Here is a 16,709-nt window from a genome sequence, read left to right as displayed (position 1 = left end):
GTGCTTGGTGAGATGACTGTAGCAACGGAGGAGATTTTAACACCGGAAGCGCTTGAATTCATTTATAGCTTGCATGAACAATTCAATGGTCGGAGGAAAGAATTGCTTGCAGCGAGGGAATTGAGGCAACAAAGATTTGATGCTGGCGAGAAACCTCGCTTTCTGGAGGAAACGAAGCATATTCGTGAGGGAGATTGGACGATTGCACCGATTCCATCTGATTTGCAAGATCGGCGGGTTGAAATTACAGGACCTGTCGATCGGAAAATGATCATCAACGCACTTAATTCCGGGGCAAAAGCGTTCATGGCGGATTTTGAAGATGCAACTTCGCCTACTTGGTCGAATATGGTTGATGGACAGCTCAATCTGAAAGACGCTGTGAGACGGACGATTTCATTTGAGCAGGCGTCCAATGGAAAGAATTATTCTTTGAATGAAGAAACAGCTGTGTTAATGGTAAGGGCACGTGGACTGCATTTGGACGAAAAGCATATTCATATCGACGGCGAGCCGATGGCGGGAGGGTTTTTCGATTTCGGACTTTATTTCTTTCATAACGCAAAAGAATTGATGGAGCAGGGCACAGGTCCGTACTTTTATTTACCGAAGCTCGAAAGCCATTTGGAGGCGAGGCTGTGGAATGAAGTATTTATCTTCGCACAGGAAAAGTTAGGTATACCGACAGGCACGATCAGGGCGACGGTGTTAATTGAAACAATTCCGGCTGCATTCGAGATGGATGAAATTTTGTATGAATTGCGTGAACACATAACGGGGCTGAACTGCGGTCGTTGGGATTATATTTTTAGTTTCATTAAAAGACTTCAGCGACATCCCGATGTCATCTTGCCGGATCGCAGTCAAGTTACGATGACTTCACCCTTTATGAGAGCTTATACACAGCTTTGCATCCAGACATGCCACCGGCGGAACGCATTTGCGATGGGAGGGATGGCGGCACAAATTCCTATACGCAATAATCCTGAAGCAAACGAGGAAGCATTCAAAAAGGTCGCGGAAGATAAGCGCCGTGAAGTGACGGATGGACATGATGGAACATGGGTCGCACATCCCGGGCTTGTCCCGGTGGCGATGGCTGAATTCGATGCGCATATGAAAACGCCGAATCAAGTCCACAGGAAACGTGAAGATGTGCAATTGACCGCGTCAGATTTGCTGGAAGTGCCGTCTGGGACGATAACGGAGGAGGGATTGCGGATGAATTGCAGCGTCGGCGTCCAGTATATTGCTTCTTGGTTGAAAGGGAATGGAGCTGTTCCAATCAATCATTTAATGGAAGATGCAGCGACTGCGGAAATTTCCCGCTCCCAAGTATGGCAATGGATCCGTCATCCTCAAGGTCGCCTAGTGGACGGCAGGAAAATCAATATGGAATTGTTCAAGGAAATATTTGCAGATGAAATGAAAAAATTAAAAGAAGCAGTAGGCGAAAAGGAGTTCCGTTTCGGCAAATTTAACGAGGCAGCCGATCTGTTCGTCGAATTGACGTTGCAAGATGAGTTCGAGGAATTTCTGACGCTGCCTGGCTATACAAAATTATCATAGGAAAAGGAGGAGGTTCATAATGGTGAAAACGACAGGCGTGAATAGGAAATCGAAAAAGTATTGCCAAGAATGCGGGTGCGAAATCGTCGAGAAAGTTGAATCCCTGCTCTATGAGTGCGAGCGCTGCATCGGCAAACATAAAGAATAATGACGTGGCCCGGTCTCCTTGTTAGGAGAGCGGGTCATTTTAATAAAAGGGTTTCACTCCCTCTCTGACGAATGATGATGATATGATAGAAGGGAAAATAAAACGTAAAGGGGATGTTAGGATGCGCAATGAAGAGATGCTTTTAATTCCTGGACCTACACCGGTCGTCGATTCAATTTACGATGCAATGGCAAGTGAGACGAGAGGGCATACGGATCCTCGCTTCGTCGAAATTTACAAGCGTTCGATTGAGCGGACGCGCGAGATGTTCAATACGGACGGGGAAGTATTTGTCATCGCCGGATCGGGGACAATCGGGATGGAAATGGCGCTCGTTAATACGGTGGGTGCCGGAGAGCGGCTCTTAGTCATCAGCCATGGTTATTTCGGAGACCGTTTCATCCAGCTCGGGAAGGCATTCGGAATTGAAATCGATGTCCTCCAAGCTGAGTGGGGCAAACAAGTTGCGGCTGAAGAAGTGGAGCGTCAATTATCGGAGCATACATACAAGGCGGTGACGATCACGCATGCAGATACGTCCACCGGAGTGGCTGCCGACTTGGAGATGCTTGTCCCGATCGTGAAAAAGCACGGAGCGCTCGTCATTTTGGACGGGGTTTGCGCAACTGCTGCGATGGAAGAGGATATGAGCAAAGAGTATGGCGAAGCAGGATATAAGATTGACGTCGTCCTGACTGGCTCCCAAAAAGCAATTGGTGTTCCACCGGGACTTGCGATTGTCGCATTCAACCAAACTGCATTGGAAGCGCGTAAACAGCTCGGACGTATTCCTGCCTATTACTGCGATATTGAAAATTGGATTCCAATCATGCATGATCCGTCCAAATATTTCGCAACTCCTCCCGTAAACTTGATTTATGCTTATGACGAGGGGATGAAGCTTGTCCTTGAAGAAGGATTGGAAAAGCGTTATGCAAGGCATGAGGCATATGGACGCGGTGTGCGCGCCGCACTACGGGAATATGGCATGGCGCCATTGGCGGACGAAGAAGTTGCCGCTTCGACATTGAGCTGCTTCCATTACCCGGAAGGGGTCAATGACGCTGAATTCCGTGCTGCTTTGGCCAAGGAAGGACTCGTTGTCGCAGGCGCGTTGGCGCACTTGGCGGGTAAAGCATTCCGCATGGGCCATATGGGCAACACATCGGAACAAATGCTCATTTCAGCAATCGAAAAAATCGGCGAAGCGTTGAAAGAAACCGGTCGCGATGTGTCGATCGACCAAGCAGTGAATCAATTCAAACAAGCAACAGCATCGCTTGTTTAATAAAATTAAGCCCCCCAATTTCCTTCACTTGGAAATTGGGGGGCTTTTCAATCCTCCTGAAACTCCTTCAACACTTTAACCGCCACATCCGGCACATCTGTAAATATCCCGTCTGCACCGATTTCAATCATATGTTTAATGTCCTTTTCTTCATTCACCGTGAAAGGGTGGACATGCAGTCCTTCTTCGTGTGCAGTCTTCACTAACTCTTCTGTTGCTACTGTCTTATCGATACCGATGCCAGAAGCATACTTGGCGACTTTCCCCAATCTCTTTTTCGTTAGCATCGTTTCATTTTTCGCCGAATACAGTTGTATAAGCGGAATGGCCTGCTCCTGCTCATGGATTTTCTTCAAAGAGATGGCATCGAATGATTGCAGAATCACTTTTGGCATGTCTGCGTCATCCAAAGGTAACAGCCCGAACTCCAGCAGCTGCCCAAGCAACGCTTCCTCGATTCCAGGGTAAGAGGCAGGTGTTTTCAGTTCGATATAGTAATTGACGTCATCTTGGAAATACGAAAAAATCTCCTCTGTACTGACAATCCGCAACGAGTCAAAATCCAGTGGGAAAGAAACGGGCAGCTTACCGTCGTAACTCGACTCGCGCTGTATGTCCTTCAACTCTTGAAATTCGACCTGTGCTACAGTCTTGTTACCGTTCGGCGTATGCACAATCGAATCGTGCATCGAAACAAGCTCCCCATCTTTCGTCATATGAACATCCAATTCAATATAATCGGCTTCCATTTGGACTGCCAATCCATAGGATAATAAGGAATGCTCCGGCGCGTAGGCGGAAGCCCCGCGGTGAGCAATCACTAGAAATTTATCTTCAGGTAAAGAAGCCGCTTTCGAGGTAGTTGAACAAGCTGCTAGAAGGGCAAGTAAGACAAAAAGTATCCCTTTTTTCACGAATATTTCCTCCTTGATCGTAAAGTAATTGTAAAGAATGAGAAAAAAGGAAGGAATTGTGACTTCTTTTAGCGAAGTGTGTTGTAAGACTACTTTTTCAGATTACTAGAAAATTTTAGCGGAAAGGATTTTGATCAATGAAACAGGTTGAACTGATAGACGTCTCTAAATCATACGATAAACAAGTGGACGTTATATCCAATATAAACGTAACAATCGAGCCCGGCGAATTTTTTGTACTTGTCGGTCCTTCAGGCTGCGGTAAAAGTACGATGCTCCGTATGATTGCTGGCCTTGAAGAAATTACAGGAGGAACACTAAAAATCGGCGATAAAGTCGCGAATAATCTATCACCTGATAAACGTGACCTTTCTATGGTTTTCCAGAACTATGCGCTTTATCCGCATTTGTCGGTCCAGCAAAACATTACATTCGGCCTCGATGTAAAAAAGATGAAAAAGGAGGAACAGCGGAAAAAGGCGAAAGAAGTGGCAGAAATGCTAGGCTTGACCGAATATCTAGACCGGAAGCCGCGAGAACTTTCCGGTGGCCAGCGTCAACGGGTAGCCTTAGCTCGAGCGATTGTCAGTGAAACGCCAATTTGTCTCATGGATGAGCCGCTCTCGAATCTTGACGCGAAGCTGCGTGCCCATATGCGTTCCGAAATTAGAAGGATCCAAAGAAGTCTCGGCATTACGATGATTTACGTCACCCATGATCAAGTGGAAGCGATGACGATGGGTGATCGAATCATGATCCTCCATGAAGGGAAGATTCAGCAAATCGGCAAGCCGATCGACATTTACAATTATCCTGCAAATCCATTCGTCGCGACGTTCATCGGATCGCCTCCTATGAATCTCGCAAAGGCGGAATACAATGAATCGACTAGACAGCTTGATATCGGAAATGATTTCAAGCTGAATGTCCCTGTCGATGAAATCGGAACATTGCCAAGGACATCCATGACAGTCGGAGTTCGTCCTGAAAACCTCCATCCTGTAACGCCTGAAACTGCGACAGAGGACGTTTTCCATGTCGAAGTGACGAACGTTGAAATCCTAGGGAATGAAACCGTCTTTTCATTCAAACTCGGCGAGGAGGAATGGATGGCTAAATGGACCGGCCAATGGCATATCGGCATCGGCGATCGCCTGCCAGTTCGGATGGAATTTGAATCATTGTCCATCTTTGACGAACAGAGTGGAGAGCTTGTTAAGAAAACAATTGACTATGGCAACTATGTTACGCAGCAAGAGGTGTCGCCATGACACGGTTTGCAACAATGTGGAGGAAATCCATAGACGGCCGGACAGCTGCCCTTTATTTATTGCCATCTATCATTCTGTTTTCCATTTTCGTATTTTATCCGATGTTTCGGACGCTCTATTTAAGCTTTTTCCTGACAGATCAAACGGGTAATGCCGCCATCATGGTCGGGTTTGAAAACTTTCAATATTTGCTCGGATCATCTGAATTCCAGAATAGCATGAAAGCGACAGGGCTGTTTGTATTGTATACTGTTCCGATTACAATCATCCTGGCGTTGTTCTTTGCATTACTTGCCAATGAAAAATTGAAGGGAATTGGATTTTTCCGGACGATGTATTCATCGACGATGGGTATCTCCGTCGCTGCGTCATCCGTCATTTGGCTGTTCATGTTCAACCCGAGCATCGGGATGTTCAACCGTTTGCTGAGCGTCTTTAATTTCCCGCAAATCCAATGGCTTCTCGATCCGGAATGGGCACTGTTATCCGTGTCGATTTCGACAATTTGGATGAATATCGGTTTTTCATTCCTCATTCTTTTAGGTGGTTTGCAAAACATCGACGAGCATCTTTACGAGAGCTCGAGAATCGACGGAGCGGGCTATTTCTATCGGTTGAGACGCATTACGTTGCCGATGCTGTCACCGACGCTGTTTTTCATCATTACGATTTCCTTGATTAACGCGTTCCAGACATTCGGCCAGATCGATATTTTGACGAAAGGCGGACCTTCGCAGTCGACGAACTTGATCGTCTACTCGATCTATCGGGAGGCGTTCATCAACTATCAGTTCGGGACTGCCAGTGCGCAAGCCATCATTTTATTCCTCATCATATTAGTTGTCACCATCCTCCAATTCAAATTGGGTGAAAGGAAGGTGCACTACCAATGAAAATGGGGCTCGCTTCGAAAATATGGATTTATTTCTTATTAATTATCACTTCGGCATTCGTCTTCTTCCCGGTATTGTACGCATTCATGATTTCATTCATGACGGGTCCGGAGATCATCCAAGGAAAGTTTTTCCCGGAATCGATCAACTTTGACAATTACGTTAAAGTGTTCAGCCGGTTGCCGTTGCTGAACTACTTGCTGAACAGCTTTATCGTCTCTGTGAGCGTCATGCTCGGTCAGCTTGTCGTCTGCAGTCTTGCTGCATATGCGTTTGTCTTCTTTAAGTTCAAAGGGAGGGATTTCATTTTCTTCCTGTTCATATCGACGATGATGATCCCGTGGGAAGCGACGATGATTCCGAACGTGTTCACGATCCGCAAGCTCGATTGGTTCAATACGTATCAAGGGCTCACATTACCGTTTTTTGCGCTTGCATTCGGCACATTCCTTCTTCGCCAGCATTTTCTTACGATACCGAAGGAACTGCATGAAGCTTCTCAAATCGCAGGGCTCAGCCGATTCCGCTTTTTCTGGCGGGTCGTCCTCCCGATTTCGAAAACAAGCCTTGTCACGTTGGGCGCGTACGGCTTCCTGACAACTTGGAATATGTATTTATGGCCGCTGCTCATAACGACAAACCAATCTGTTCGGACTGTACAAATCGGCCTGAAGCAGCTGCAGTCCCAAGAAATCGCAACCGAATGGGGGGTGGTCATGGCAGGAGTCATTGTAGTCATCATACCGACGCTGCTTTTACTGTTCATCGGACAGAAGCAGCTGCAAAAAGGGTTATCCCAAGGTGCGTTAAAATGATCAATTCTACCAATTAAAAGGGGTGCATGTAATTTGAAGAAACTACTCAGTTCTTCTCTATTTTGGATGCTGATTCTTGCGGTTGCGATTTTGACGGCTTGTACGAACAGCGACAGCGATAAAAAGACGGATGAACCAACAACAAATGACTCGTCATCCGGAACGGAAGGGACGAATGCTGATAGCGCTGCAACCGGCGAAAAAGTGACAATCGAATTCTGGCATGCGATGTCAGGCACTGGGCAAGAGTCAATTGACGCCATCGTTAAAGGGTTCAATGAATCCCAAGACAAATACGAAGTGAAGGCGGAATTCCAAGGATCCTATGAGGAATCGTTGACAAAGCTACGTGGAGTCGGCGGAACGAAAGATGCTCCAGCCATTACACAAGTGTTTGAAGTAGGAACAAAATATATGATCGACAGCGGCTATATCGAGCCGATGCAGAAATTCATCGATGAAGATAATTATGATCTTTCCCAGCTTGAGGAAAATATTTTGAACTACTACCGTGTAGACGGCGAGTTATATTCAATGCCATTCAACTCCTCAACGCCGGTAATGATCTATAACAAAGATGCATTCAAAGCAGCTGGACTCGATCCTGAAAAGGCACCGGAAACGTTCTCAGAAGTGATTGATGCGGCGGCGAAGCTGAAAACAGATGAAATGTATGGATTTTCCATGTTGACGTACGGTTGGTTTTTCGAGCAGCTCGTTGCGACGCAAGGCGGCTTGTATGTCAATGAAGACAACGGAAGATCTGGAGACGCGACAGAAGCTTTATTCAATGGACCTGAAGGGCTGAATGTATTCCGATTCCTCGATACGATGAACAAAGCTGGCACATTCGGTAACTTCGGAACAAACTGGGATGATATCCGTTCCGCATTTGCAACGGGCAAAGTAGCGATGTATATGGATTCGTCTGCTGGTGTAGCGGGAGCTATCAAAAACGCTCCGTTTGAAGTAGGGGTCGCTTATATTCCGCATGCAGATGAAGTTCAACGTAATGGCGTTGTCATCGGCGGTGCTTCGTTATGGATGTCGAAGGGCATTGCAGAAGAAGAGCAGGAAGCGGCTTGGGAGTTCATGAAATACTTGACTACACCTGAAGTCCAAGCGAAATGGCATCTCGATACAGGCTACTTCGCTATCAACCCTGCAGCCTATGACGAGCAAAGCGTTAAGGATAAGTGGGCGGAATTCCCACAATACAAAGTAACAGTGGATCAGCTTCAAGACACGATTCCTGGCCTTGCAACTCAAGGCGCGCTTATTTCTGTTTTCCCTGAATCGAGACAGCAGATCGTAACGGCCTTGGAAGAACTATACCAAGGAAAAGATCCGCAAGAAGTGCTTGATAAAGCTGCAGAAGGAACAAATCGTGCGATGGAAATTGCGAACAAGACAAAACAATGACAATAGGCTGTCCGGTAATCGATTGTTGATTGCCGGACGGCTTTTTCGGGATGAAATGAGTGAATGTGAATTCATCCCTATTTCCAATTATGATATTGTATAGAATAGTAGATTACTAGAAATGGTTTTACGTGCAATATCGCACTTAAAATAAAAATTACAGTAGGGGAGATGGAATCATGTCTTTCATTCGAAAAGCGGGAATGTGGATTGCTGTCATGGCACTTGCATTCAGCGGTTTTTCAATGTCTGTCGCAAAAGCGGCGGGAGCTCAAGATGTGACACGCGGGGAATTCATAGCAGCCGTCGTGGAAGCGCTTGAACTGGAATTGGGAGATGGAAGCACGATCGAATTTACGGATGTCGACGAATCGTTGGCTCCTATCATTGAAGCGGCACAACAACACGGACTTATAAAAGGTGCCACTTCGACCGAGTTCAAACCTGATGAGAAGCTGACTCGTGAGCATGCGTTTCTAATCGCATCGCGTGCAGTGAAGTCGGAGGAAACCTATCCGGTCACGTTATTAGATCGTTTCAAAGATAAGGCGGACTTCAAAACTGATGAACTAGAAGAACTGGCGAAAAGTGTCGGTTTGGATCTGTTCAGAGGTTATGAGGATGGTACTGCGAAGCCGCAGCAAATCGTAACAAATGGACAGGTGAAGAAAATCATCGACAGGATGCTCGCAGTATATAACGCAGCACCTGAAGTGGATGAAACAAATAAGGACGCAATCGCTCTTCGTATACTCGGCACGAGCGATTTGCATACGAACTTCGTAAACTATGATTATTATCAGGACAAGCCGACGAATGAATTCGGATTGGCGAAGACTGCTCTTCTCATTGAAGCAGCTCGTGCAGAAAACCCGAACAGTCTATTATTCGATAACGGTGACTTGATTCAAGGAACTCCGCTTGGCGGATATAAAGTGTCTGTCGATCCGTTGGAAAAAGGAGAGTTGCATCCTGCATTAGCAGCACTGCAAGCTCTTGACTTTGATGCTAGCACTTTAGGTAACCATGAGTTCAACTACGGACTCGACTATTTGGATCTAGTATTGGCAGAATCGCCATTCCCAATAGTAAATGCGAATGTCTATGATGCTGAAACAGGAAAGAACCGCTATACGCCTTACGTCATCATGGACAAAGAAGTCGTGGATGGCAATGGGGAAACCCATGTGCTGAAAGTCGGCGTCATCGGAGTAGTAGCTCCAGGCATCATGCGTTGGGACCGTTCCCATCTTGAAGGGAAAGTGACGGCAGAAGACGCGGCAGATACGGTTGGAAAATTCGTTCCAGAAATGAAAGAAGCAGGAGCAGATGTCGTCATCGTACTTTCCCACTCAGGTATGGGAGATGAAATCCATACGAAAGAGGAAGACGATGTTGCCTACCAAATTACTGCAATCGACGGAGTCGACGCAGTTTTAACAGGCCATAACCACTCCGTATTCCCTGGCGATTATGCAGATCTGAAAAACGTTGACAGTGAAAATGGTACTGTCAATGGGACGCCGATCGTTATGCCAGGCAAATTCGGAAGCCATTTGGGTGTTATGGATCTAGTTCTTGAAAAAGATGGGGAAAGCTGGAAAGTAGTTAGCGGCAAAGGGTCACTACGTGAAATTGATTCCAAATCCGATGCTGCTTCGGAAAAAGTGATTGCAGCTGTGAAAGAAGCTCATGAAGGCACGATCGAGTATGTCCGCAGCCCTGTCGGCAAAACGACATCTGCAATAACGAGCTATTTTTCATTAGTGAAAGATGATCCTTCCATTCAAATCGTAACAAATGCACAAAAATGGTATGTAGAAGAGCAATTGAAAGGCACAGAGTATGAAAGCTTACCGATCCTTTCGGCAGGTGCACCATTCAAAGCGGGCGGACGCAATGGAGCAAACTATTATACTGACATTCCTGCGGGACAAGTTGCCATTAAGAACGTCGCTGATTTGTACGTATACGACAATACGGTGAATGCAATTGTTCTGACCGGTGCGGACGTGAAGGAATGGCTTGAAATGTCTGCGGGTCAATTCAATCAGATCGATCCTGCTTCAACAGAAGAGCAAGATTTGGTCAATCCTGAATTCCGTACGTACAATTTCGATGTGATTGATGGGGTGACATATGAAATTGACGTCACACAACCAGCGAAATATGATTATGCAGGCAAAACGGTCAATGCAGATGCAAACCGTATCGTCAATTTACAATACGACGGCAAGGAAATCGATCCTGAACAAAAATTTGTCGTTGTTACGAATAACTACCGTGCTAGCGGAAGCTTCCCGGGCGTCGTTAATGCAACCGATAAAATCGAATATGCATACGAAAACCGTGAAGCGATCATGGATTACATGATTGCAGAAGAAACGATCGACCCGTCAACGGATGACAATTGGAAGTTCGTTCCGGTCAAAGGCGATGTAAAAATCGTATTCGAAACAGCAGAGAAAGCGAAAGACCTCATTCCGACAGATAGCGGAATCGAATTCGTCGCACCGACGAAAGATGGCTTCGCGAACTTCTCCATCCAATTGAAATAAGGAAGTTGAATATGAAAGAGCAGGGGAAACCCCTGCTCTTTTTCTCATCTACATCTAAATTTCGGTAAGTGATCATAAATCTCTGCAAGTGATCATAAATCTCCGCAAGTGATCATAAATCTCGGTAAGTGATCATAAAACTCCGCAAGTGATCATAAATCTCCGCAAGTGATCATAAATCTCCACAAGTGATCATAAACCTCGCCTTTCTCTTCCTCCTACTGTCCCTTCGATTAAAAGACAGGATTATGGGTATCGTTAAGGTAAGAATGAAAATGGAGGAGCTGTTCACCATGAAAGACAACCGTTTTCAAACGAATCCTAATGATGAAAAGGGTGAAGGATTCACAGGAATGCCAAACGCTAAACGTTACCCGGACTTCGAGCCCGAACAGGACGCGGACAAGCAAATGATGCAATATCGTAATTCAACCGAATGCAGAGAACAGCCAACGGACCACAAATGGGAACAATAATACGAAGACCTATGCTTATTCCCGACGAAGCGTAGGTTTTTTTGCATCTTCCATATTTTTCAAAGTTGGAGTATAGTGTGAAAGAGACTACTACTTTACGACTGGGGATAGTTGTTTGAAACGTATTGCTATATTGTCCTTAGCATGCAGCTATTTATTAACTGGGTGTATGAAAAATAGAGAAGAAATCGTCCGTCCCGATGACTTTGCCTTACTGCAGTGCAATCCGTATGTCTTGGATTTACATGATAAATCATCCGACATGACAATCGGCATGATCGGGGACATCCTGTTGCATTATCCGCTCTATACATACGATAACTATGACAATTCCTTCAGTGCAGTGAAAGATGAGATGAGCGGAACCGACTTTCTGCTTGCGAATCAAGAATCGCTGCCAGGTGGAAAGGAGCTAGGTTTGTCCGGTTATCCGCTATTCAATAGCCCAAAGCATATTATTCGAGATTTGAAAGCGAGTGGGGTCGATATGCTATCTATCGCTAACAACCACACGCTTGACCAGAAGGAAAGCGGCCTATTGAAAGCAATCGGGCATTTGAATGAATATGAAATGCCGTATGTCGGTGCGTATAAGTCTATTGAGGACCGGGAAACTAAGCGGATCTTTGATGTGAAAGGCGTCCACATTGGCGTTTTGGCGTATACATACAGTTTGAATGGAGCTGCTATACCGAGAGGGAAGGGCCATTTAGTTTCATTAATTGACAAAGAACGCATAGAAACAGAAATTAAGGAAATGAAGGAAGAAGTCGATATTACAGTCGTCTCCATTCATTGGGGCGATGAATATGCGTTATATCCTTCTGCGCGCCAAAAGGAGCTTGCTGAGTGGCTTTCGTCGGAAGGGGTCGATATCATTTTCGGCCATCATCCTCATGTATTGCAGCATTACGAGAAAATAGGGAATACGGAAGTGTTTTATTCGCTAGGAAACTTTTATTCCGCCCAACAATTCGATTCGACAAATATCGGCGGTATTGCAAAAGTGCACGTATCAACTACCGAACTAGCAGGGAAACGCTTCGTGCAAATAGATAAATCGACATTTTATCCGACAGCTGTCGTCAAGGACGATAATAATAGATTTATAGTCGTACCGTTGAAGGATGCCAATACTCAATCTAATTTTAATGAAGAATGGGCGACGAACCATGTTGGCCTTCCATCTAAATAAAACATGCCCCCGCTCGCTCGCGAGAAGGGGCATGTTTTGTCTGTTACTCTGCTTTTTTCACTTGTTTCGTATTGTAAATATAATTCGAAACGATTTTTGCTGCTTGTTGATGCGTTGTGAATTGTTCTGGCATAAATTTACCTTCATAGCCTGAAGCAATTCCGAGCTCATGCAACATGGAGATTGCGTTTACCGCATCATCTGCATACTTTCCGAAATCGGAATAAGGTGCTTTCGCAGAAGCTGTATACTTCTCACCAGTGTAGTTTTCAAATGCACGCTCTAGTATTAAAGCAAATTGTGCACGCGTCACTTTATCGTTCGGGTTGAATTTACCGTCATTGCCTTTTACGATGCCGTTTTCGTAGGCAGCCGCAATATCAGCTTTCAAATCGTCGGATAGACCGTTGAGATCTGAGAATGGCGCTTGACCTTCAGCTTTTAATCCATTTGCTTTAACGATCCATGATACCATTTCAGCGCGAGTGATATGCTTACCAGGCTTGAACGTGGAATCTTTCGTCAAAATATCTCGATAGTAGAGATCAGAGATGTATGGATAAGCCCAATGGCCAAGTGATACATCTTTGTAAGGAACAGTCGCGATTATTCGACCTTCAATTCCTGTTGTAACTGTACCTAACGACTTAATATGATTTGCAAGGTTTTCCCAGTCGCTAAAACCAGGTTCGCTTGCACGGCCATCTTCGTATGCTTTGCCAAGAGCTTCAAAGCCGTCTCCACCTTTAGCAGTGAAAACGTTCGTTGCTGCTTTGTACATCTTGTCCGCTTCGACTTCTTCGCCATTGATTTTCAATGAAACGACTCGTTTTCCAGGCTCTGCAGTACCGTCAAAGACGACTTGCATGCCAGCGACGTGAAGAAAACCGCCACTTTCTTTCGGGTATTCCTTGACAGAATGCTCGAATGTTTCACGAAGCTCAGCTCCGGTCAATTCCATGATTGCAAGGCTGTTGCCGAATGGCAGGACAGTGAGGACCTCACCATAAGTGACTTCGCCCTTATCAATGGAAGTACGGATGCCACCGCCGTTTTGGAATGCTATGACAACTTCCGGATCGACTTCCTTCGCTTTTGCTAACATTCCGTCTGTAATGATGTTTCCAAGATTCGTTTCACCTGCACGGACGCCGCCCAAGTCGCGCAGCCCGCTTAGGAACACATCTGCAACTCCGCCAGTCGGTGAGTTTTTAATTGCTCCAACCTTATCGGCATATGGTTTTAGCTTCTCTTCTGCTTCAGCGTCTTTTTCTCCTTCTTTGGTGTCGACTGCATGAAGCACTCCATTGTACTCTTTAATAACTCCATTTTCATCGAATGTAATATCCAATTGTCCAAGGAATTTTTGATGTTCGTTTGCTTGTACAATGACGACAGGTCCTGCTTCTCCTTCATGTACAAACGGTTCATCTAATTTGGAATGCGTATGTCCGCCGACAATAATATCAATGCCTGGGACGTTAGCTGCGAGCAATTTATCATTATCGATAGCATCACTATCATTGAAGCCGATATGTGTCAAAGCAATGATTTTATTGACGCCAAGCTCTTCGAACGCTTCAACTGCTGCCTTTGCTTCAGTGATGTAATTCGTAAACTTTATTTCTTTCGGACTGGAAATATCGACAGTTTCTTCAGTCGTCAAACCAAATATTCCGATTTTCTCCCCATCAATTTCCTTTACAATTCCGTTAAAGATTTTGCCGTTTTCAGGCTCAGCCGTCACTTCTCGAAGCTGAAGGTCTTTGAAATTATTGTCGGCTGAGAAATCGACGTTTGCTGAAACGAATGGGAACTCTGCTTTCTTGATGAAGTCGGCAAGTCCTTTATGTCCGTCTTCCGAACTGCCTAGGTCAAATTCATGATTTCCAAAGGTCATTGCGTCATAACCAAAATAATTCATGAATGCTAGGTCCGCTTGTCCTAGGAATTCGTTGAAATAGAGGGAACCCGAGAACACATCACCAGCATGCAACAAGACATTGTGCGGCACTTCCGCACGTTTTGCTTTCAATAGTGCAGAGAAATAGGGGATGTTGTCCAACTGCGCATGGGTGTCATTCGTGTGGAACACAGTCATTGAGAAATCTTTTGACGCTTCTTCTGCGGAAACGGCAGCAGGGGTAATTCCCGCCATACTGAACAGCAACATGGACGCAGCCGCGCCTTTAAAATACTTCGTTGACATAATGCACCTTCCTTTTATGGGTTTTTCTTCATCAGTATTCCAATATAATTAACAGAGCTGGAATAATGATGAAAACTATTCATTTTAAGTTTATCATTATCATATTTAAAGGACAAACGAATTTTCCGTAAATATATAGATTCATAGAAAAAGCCGGAAAGAAGTACATTCACTTCTTTCCGGCATAATAGATCATTGTACTGCGTAATATTGTACAAGCCCTTGATAGATCGCTTCTGCGTAAATTTCTGCATATTGATCGCTCGATAACTTCTTGAAATCATCAGGATTCGTAATGAAACCGAGCTCAACAAGTACAGCGGCAACATTATTATTACGAATAACATAGAAACGTTGGTCGCGAACACCGCGATCGTTCATATTGGCGTTTTTCACAAGATTTGTTTGAATCTTGCTTGCCAACAGCTTGCTCTCAGAAGCATTCGGATTTGTGGAAGAGTCATAGTATACTTCCGATCCTTTTGCTGCTGATGAGCCAGCTGCATTCACATGGATGGAAACGAAAGCTTCTGCGTAATGCTTTTTAGCGAGTTCTGTCCGCTGTTCCAATGTCAAATACGTGTCATTTGAACGCGTCATCACTACTTTTGCGCCTGCATTCTTCAACTTGCTTTCTACAAGTTTACCAACCTTTAATACAACGGACTTTTCATTTAATTTATTGCTCGACGCGCCAGGGTCTTTTCCGCCATGGCCAGCATCGATAACGATGATTCGATCCTTCAACGGGTTGCCCGTCTGGTTGATAAGCTTCAAATAATTTTTATGGACATAACCAGAACCGCTTTGCAAATTGATTTTAGCCCAATTGCCGTTAATCGATTCGATATCCACTTTTTGATTGAGGGATAGCTTTCCTACAATTGCTGATGTGCCATCAGGTGATTTTCTGACATTCAAAACTTTAGTGGTAACTTTTCCGACCAATCCGCTTGATGGAGAGGAGTTGTCCCAATCTTCCTCAGGATCAGTTACTTCAGGATCAGTTACTTCAGGTTCTGATACTTCAGGTTGTTCTGGTTCCTCCATAGCTACATCATCGTCGGATGGTGTTTCAGTTCCGACTTCAACTGTGTAACGGCCATGGATATATCCGTTTTTACCGTCGATTAGGATAAGTAGCCAGTCGCCTGTCTGTCCAATAACTTCGACGATTTCACCGTCTTTCAATCGACTGACGACATCACCGGTAACTGCCGGATGAGTACGGACGTTCAAGTTGTCTCCGCCAGTTGACACTTTTGCAAAATACGTTCTCGAAGTTTGTTCAGGCAATTTGACCGTTAGCTTATAGTCGTCATTCAAAGCACGTGCTACAAACAATGCAAATTGCGAACGAGTTAACAGATCATTCGGCAGGAATTTGCCTGCATCTCCTTGTGTAACACCACCGTAGTACAATCCGTTAATTTGCTTTGCGTAAGCATGGTCTTTCATGTCGGTGAGCATTAACGGACGATCGACTGTCACATTCTCCGAAAGATTGAAAGCGACGGAAAGGGCATATCCCATTTCATCCCGTTTCAATTTTTCGTTCGGATCAAAGCTTCCGTCGGCTTTTTTCTTGAAATAGCCGAGTTCAACTGCACGGCTCGCAAATTCATACTGCTCAGTGCCTGGCTTTAGATCTTTGAACTGAATGTTTGGCGTAGGCATGTCCTTTTTGCCGGAAGCGATGACGAGCATCTTCGCCGCATGAGCACGTGTCAAATTGTTGCCGGGATTGAATTTTTCTGCTTGATTGACGATACCCAAATCAGCTATGTAATGTACTTGTTCGTAATACTCTTTCTGAGGTGAGATATCCGAGAATTGAAACTTTGCCGAAGAATGTCCAGGGACGATGGAAACAAGAGCGAAAAAAAGTAAAGCAACAGCTGCCCATTTAAACGTTTTCATGGTGTCCTCCTAAATAAGATGTAGATTAAGT

13 protein-coding genes are annotated in these 16,709 nt (G+C 45.0%); 10 read left to right on the top strand and 3 right to left on the bottom strand.

All coding sequences use genetic code 11. The features are described from left to right. Positions 1-12 precede the first annotated feature (12 nt). The 3 genes from aceB (at position 13) to ACTHPA_RS09420 (ending at position 3,005) form a co-directional block, all read left to right on the top strand. The gene (gene aceB, locus ACTHPA_RS09430) at positions 13-1,569 is read left to right on the top strand and encodes a malate synthase A (RefSeq protein ID WP_440500099.1); all 1,557 of its coding nucleotides are present in this window, start codon (positions 13-15) and stop codon (positions 1,567-1,569) included. 19 nt (positions 1,570-1,588) lie between these two features. Beyond that, positions 1,589-1,717, top strand: coding sequence for a protein YhfH (locus ACTHPA_RS09425; RefSeq protein WP_440499926.1), 129 nt, complete (start codon positions 1,589-1,591; stop codon positions 1,715-1,717). A gap of 121 nt (positions 1,718-1,838) precedes the next feature. Beyond that, on the top strand, positions 1,839-3,005 hold the full coding sequence (locus tag ACTHPA_RS09420) for a pyridoxal-phosphate-dependent aminotransferase family protein (protein ID WP_440499925.1): 1,167 nt from the start codon (positions 1,839-1,841) through the stop codon (positions 3,003-3,005). A gap of 47 nt (positions 3,006-3,052) precedes the next feature. Here ACTHPA_RS09420 and ACTHPA_RS09415 read toward each other — a convergent pair whose 3' ends face one another. After that, positions 3,053-3,919 carry a glycerophosphodiester phosphodiesterase family protein gene (locus ACTHPA_RS09415; RefSeq protein ID WP_440499923.1) on the bottom strand — a complete coding sequence of 289 codons (867 nt, stop codon included), beginning with the start codon at positions 3,917-3,919 and terminating at the stop codon, positions 3,053-3,055. 137 nt (positions 3,920-4,056) lie between these two features. Between ACTHPA_RS09415 and ACTHPA_RS09410 the strand changes: the two genes are divergently transcribed. From ACTHPA_RS09410 to ACTHPA_RS09380, 7 genes are all read left to right on the top strand, one after another. Then, the gene (locus ACTHPA_RS09410; protein WP_440499922.1) at positions 4,057-5,190 is read left to right on the top strand and encodes an ABC transporter ATP-binding protein; all 1,134 of its coding nucleotides are present in this window, start codon (positions 4,057-4,059) and stop codon (positions 5,188-5,190) included. Next, positions 5,187-6,083, top strand: a complete 897-nt coding sequence (locus ACTHPA_RS09405; protein ID WP_440499921.1) for a carbohydrate ABC transporter permease — start codon at positions 5,187-5,189, stop codon at positions 6,081-6,083. Before ACTHPA_RS09410 ends, ACTHPA_RS09405 begins: the two co-directional genes overlap by 4 nt. A gap of 2 nt (positions 6,084-6,085) precedes the next feature. Further along, complete coding sequence (locus ACTHPA_RS09400; RefSeq protein WP_440500098.1) at positions 6,086-6,898, top strand: carbohydrate ABC transporter permease; 813 nt, start codon at positions 6,086-6,088, stop codon at positions 6,896-6,898. A gap of 33 nt (positions 6,899-6,931) precedes the next feature. Continuing rightward, positions 6,932-8,320: an ABC transporter substrate-binding protein gene (locus tag ACTHPA_RS09395; RefSeq protein ID WP_440499919.1), complete on the top strand. Its 1,389-nt coding sequence runs from the start codon at positions 6,932-6,934 to the stop codon at positions 8,318-8,320. A 179-nt stretch (positions 8,321-8,499) separates the two neighbouring features. Beyond that, a complete protein-coding gene (locus tag ACTHPA_RS09390) occupies positions 8,500-10,878 on the top strand; it encodes a bifunctional 2',3'-cyclic-nucleotide 2'-phosphodiesterase/3'-nucleotidase (RefSeq protein ID WP_440499918.1) in 2,379 nt (792 codons plus the stop codon). Between the two features lie 293 nt (positions 10,879-11,171). Continuing rightward, a complete protein-coding gene (locus ACTHPA_RS09385) occupies positions 11,172-11,354 on the top strand; it encodes a hypothetical protein (protein WP_440499917.1) in 183 nt (60 codons plus the stop codon). A 115-nt stretch (positions 11,355-11,469) separates the two neighbouring features. Then, on the top strand, positions 11,470-12,549 hold the full coding sequence (locus ACTHPA_RS09380) for a CapA family protein (protein ID WP_440499916.1): 1,080 nt from the start codon (positions 11,470-11,472) through the stop codon (positions 12,547-12,549). Positions 12,550-12,592: 43 nt separating this feature from the next. On the opposite strand, the gene ACTHPA_RS09375 is transcribed toward ACTHPA_RS09380, so the two are convergent. After that, on the bottom strand, positions 12,593-14,758 hold the full coding sequence (locus ACTHPA_RS09375) for a 5'-nucleotidase C-terminal domain-containing protein (protein ID WP_440499915.1): 2,166 nt from the start codon (positions 14,756-14,758) through the stop codon (positions 12,593-12,595). Positions 14,759-14,950: 192 nt separating this feature from the next. After that, positions 14,951-16,678, bottom strand: coding sequence for an N-acetylmuramoyl-L-alanine amidase (locus ACTHPA_RS09370; protein WP_440499914.1), 1,728 nt, complete (start codon positions 16,676-16,678; stop codon positions 14,951-14,953). Positions 16,679-16,709: the final 31 nt, after the last annotated feature.

It is taken from the genome of Sporosarcina sp. SAFN-015 (assembly GCF_051966875.1).
Classification (GTDB): domain Bacteria; phylum Bacillota; class Bacilli; order Bacillales_A; family Planococcaceae; genus Sporosarcina.
The sequence above is the reverse complement of the archived record's forward strand: the minus strand, read 5'-3'. Positions and strand labels throughout refer to the sequence as shown.

Bases quoted from the DNA above. Each gene is read 5' to 3' on its own strand.
- aceB (WP_440500099.1), top strand. From the start codon at position 13: ATGACTGTAGCAACGGAGGAGATTTTAACACCGGAAGCGCTTGAATTC.
- ACTHPA_RS09425 (WP_440499926.1), top strand. From the start codon at position 1,589: ATGGTGAAAACGACAGGCGTGAATAGGAAATCGAAAAAGTATTGCCAA.
- ACTHPA_RS09420 (WP_440499925.1), top strand. From the start codon at position 1,839: ATGCGCAATGAAGAGATGCTTTTAATTCCTGGACCTACACCGGTCGTC.
- ACTHPA_RS09410 (WP_440499922.1), top strand. From the start codon at position 4,057: ATGAAACAGGTTGAACTGATAGACGTCTCTAAATCATACGATAAACAA.
- ACTHPA_RS09405 (WP_440499921.1), top strand. From the start codon at position 5,187: ATGACACGGTTTGCAACAATGTGGAGGAAATCCATAGACGGCCGGACA.
- ACTHPA_RS09400 (WP_440500098.1), top strand. From the start codon at position 6,086: ATGGGGCTCGCTTCGAAAATATGGATTTATTTCTTATTAATTATCACT.
- ACTHPA_RS09390 (WP_440499918.1), top strand. From the start codon at position 8,500: ATGTCTTTCATTCGAAAAGCGGGAATGTGGATTGCTGTCATGGCACTT.
- ACTHPA_RS09385 (WP_440499917.1), top strand. From the start codon at position 11,172: ATGAAAGACAACCGTTTTCAAACGAATCCTAATGATGAAAAGGGTGAA.
- ACTHPA_RS09375 (WP_440499915.1), bottom strand. From the start codon at position 14,758: ATGTCAACGAAGTATTTTAAAGGCGCGGCTGCGTCCATGTTGCTGTTC.
- ACTHPA_RS09370 (WP_440499914.1), bottom strand. From the start codon at position 16,678: ATGAAAACGTTTAAATGGGCAGCTGTTGCTTTACTTTTTTTCGCTCTT.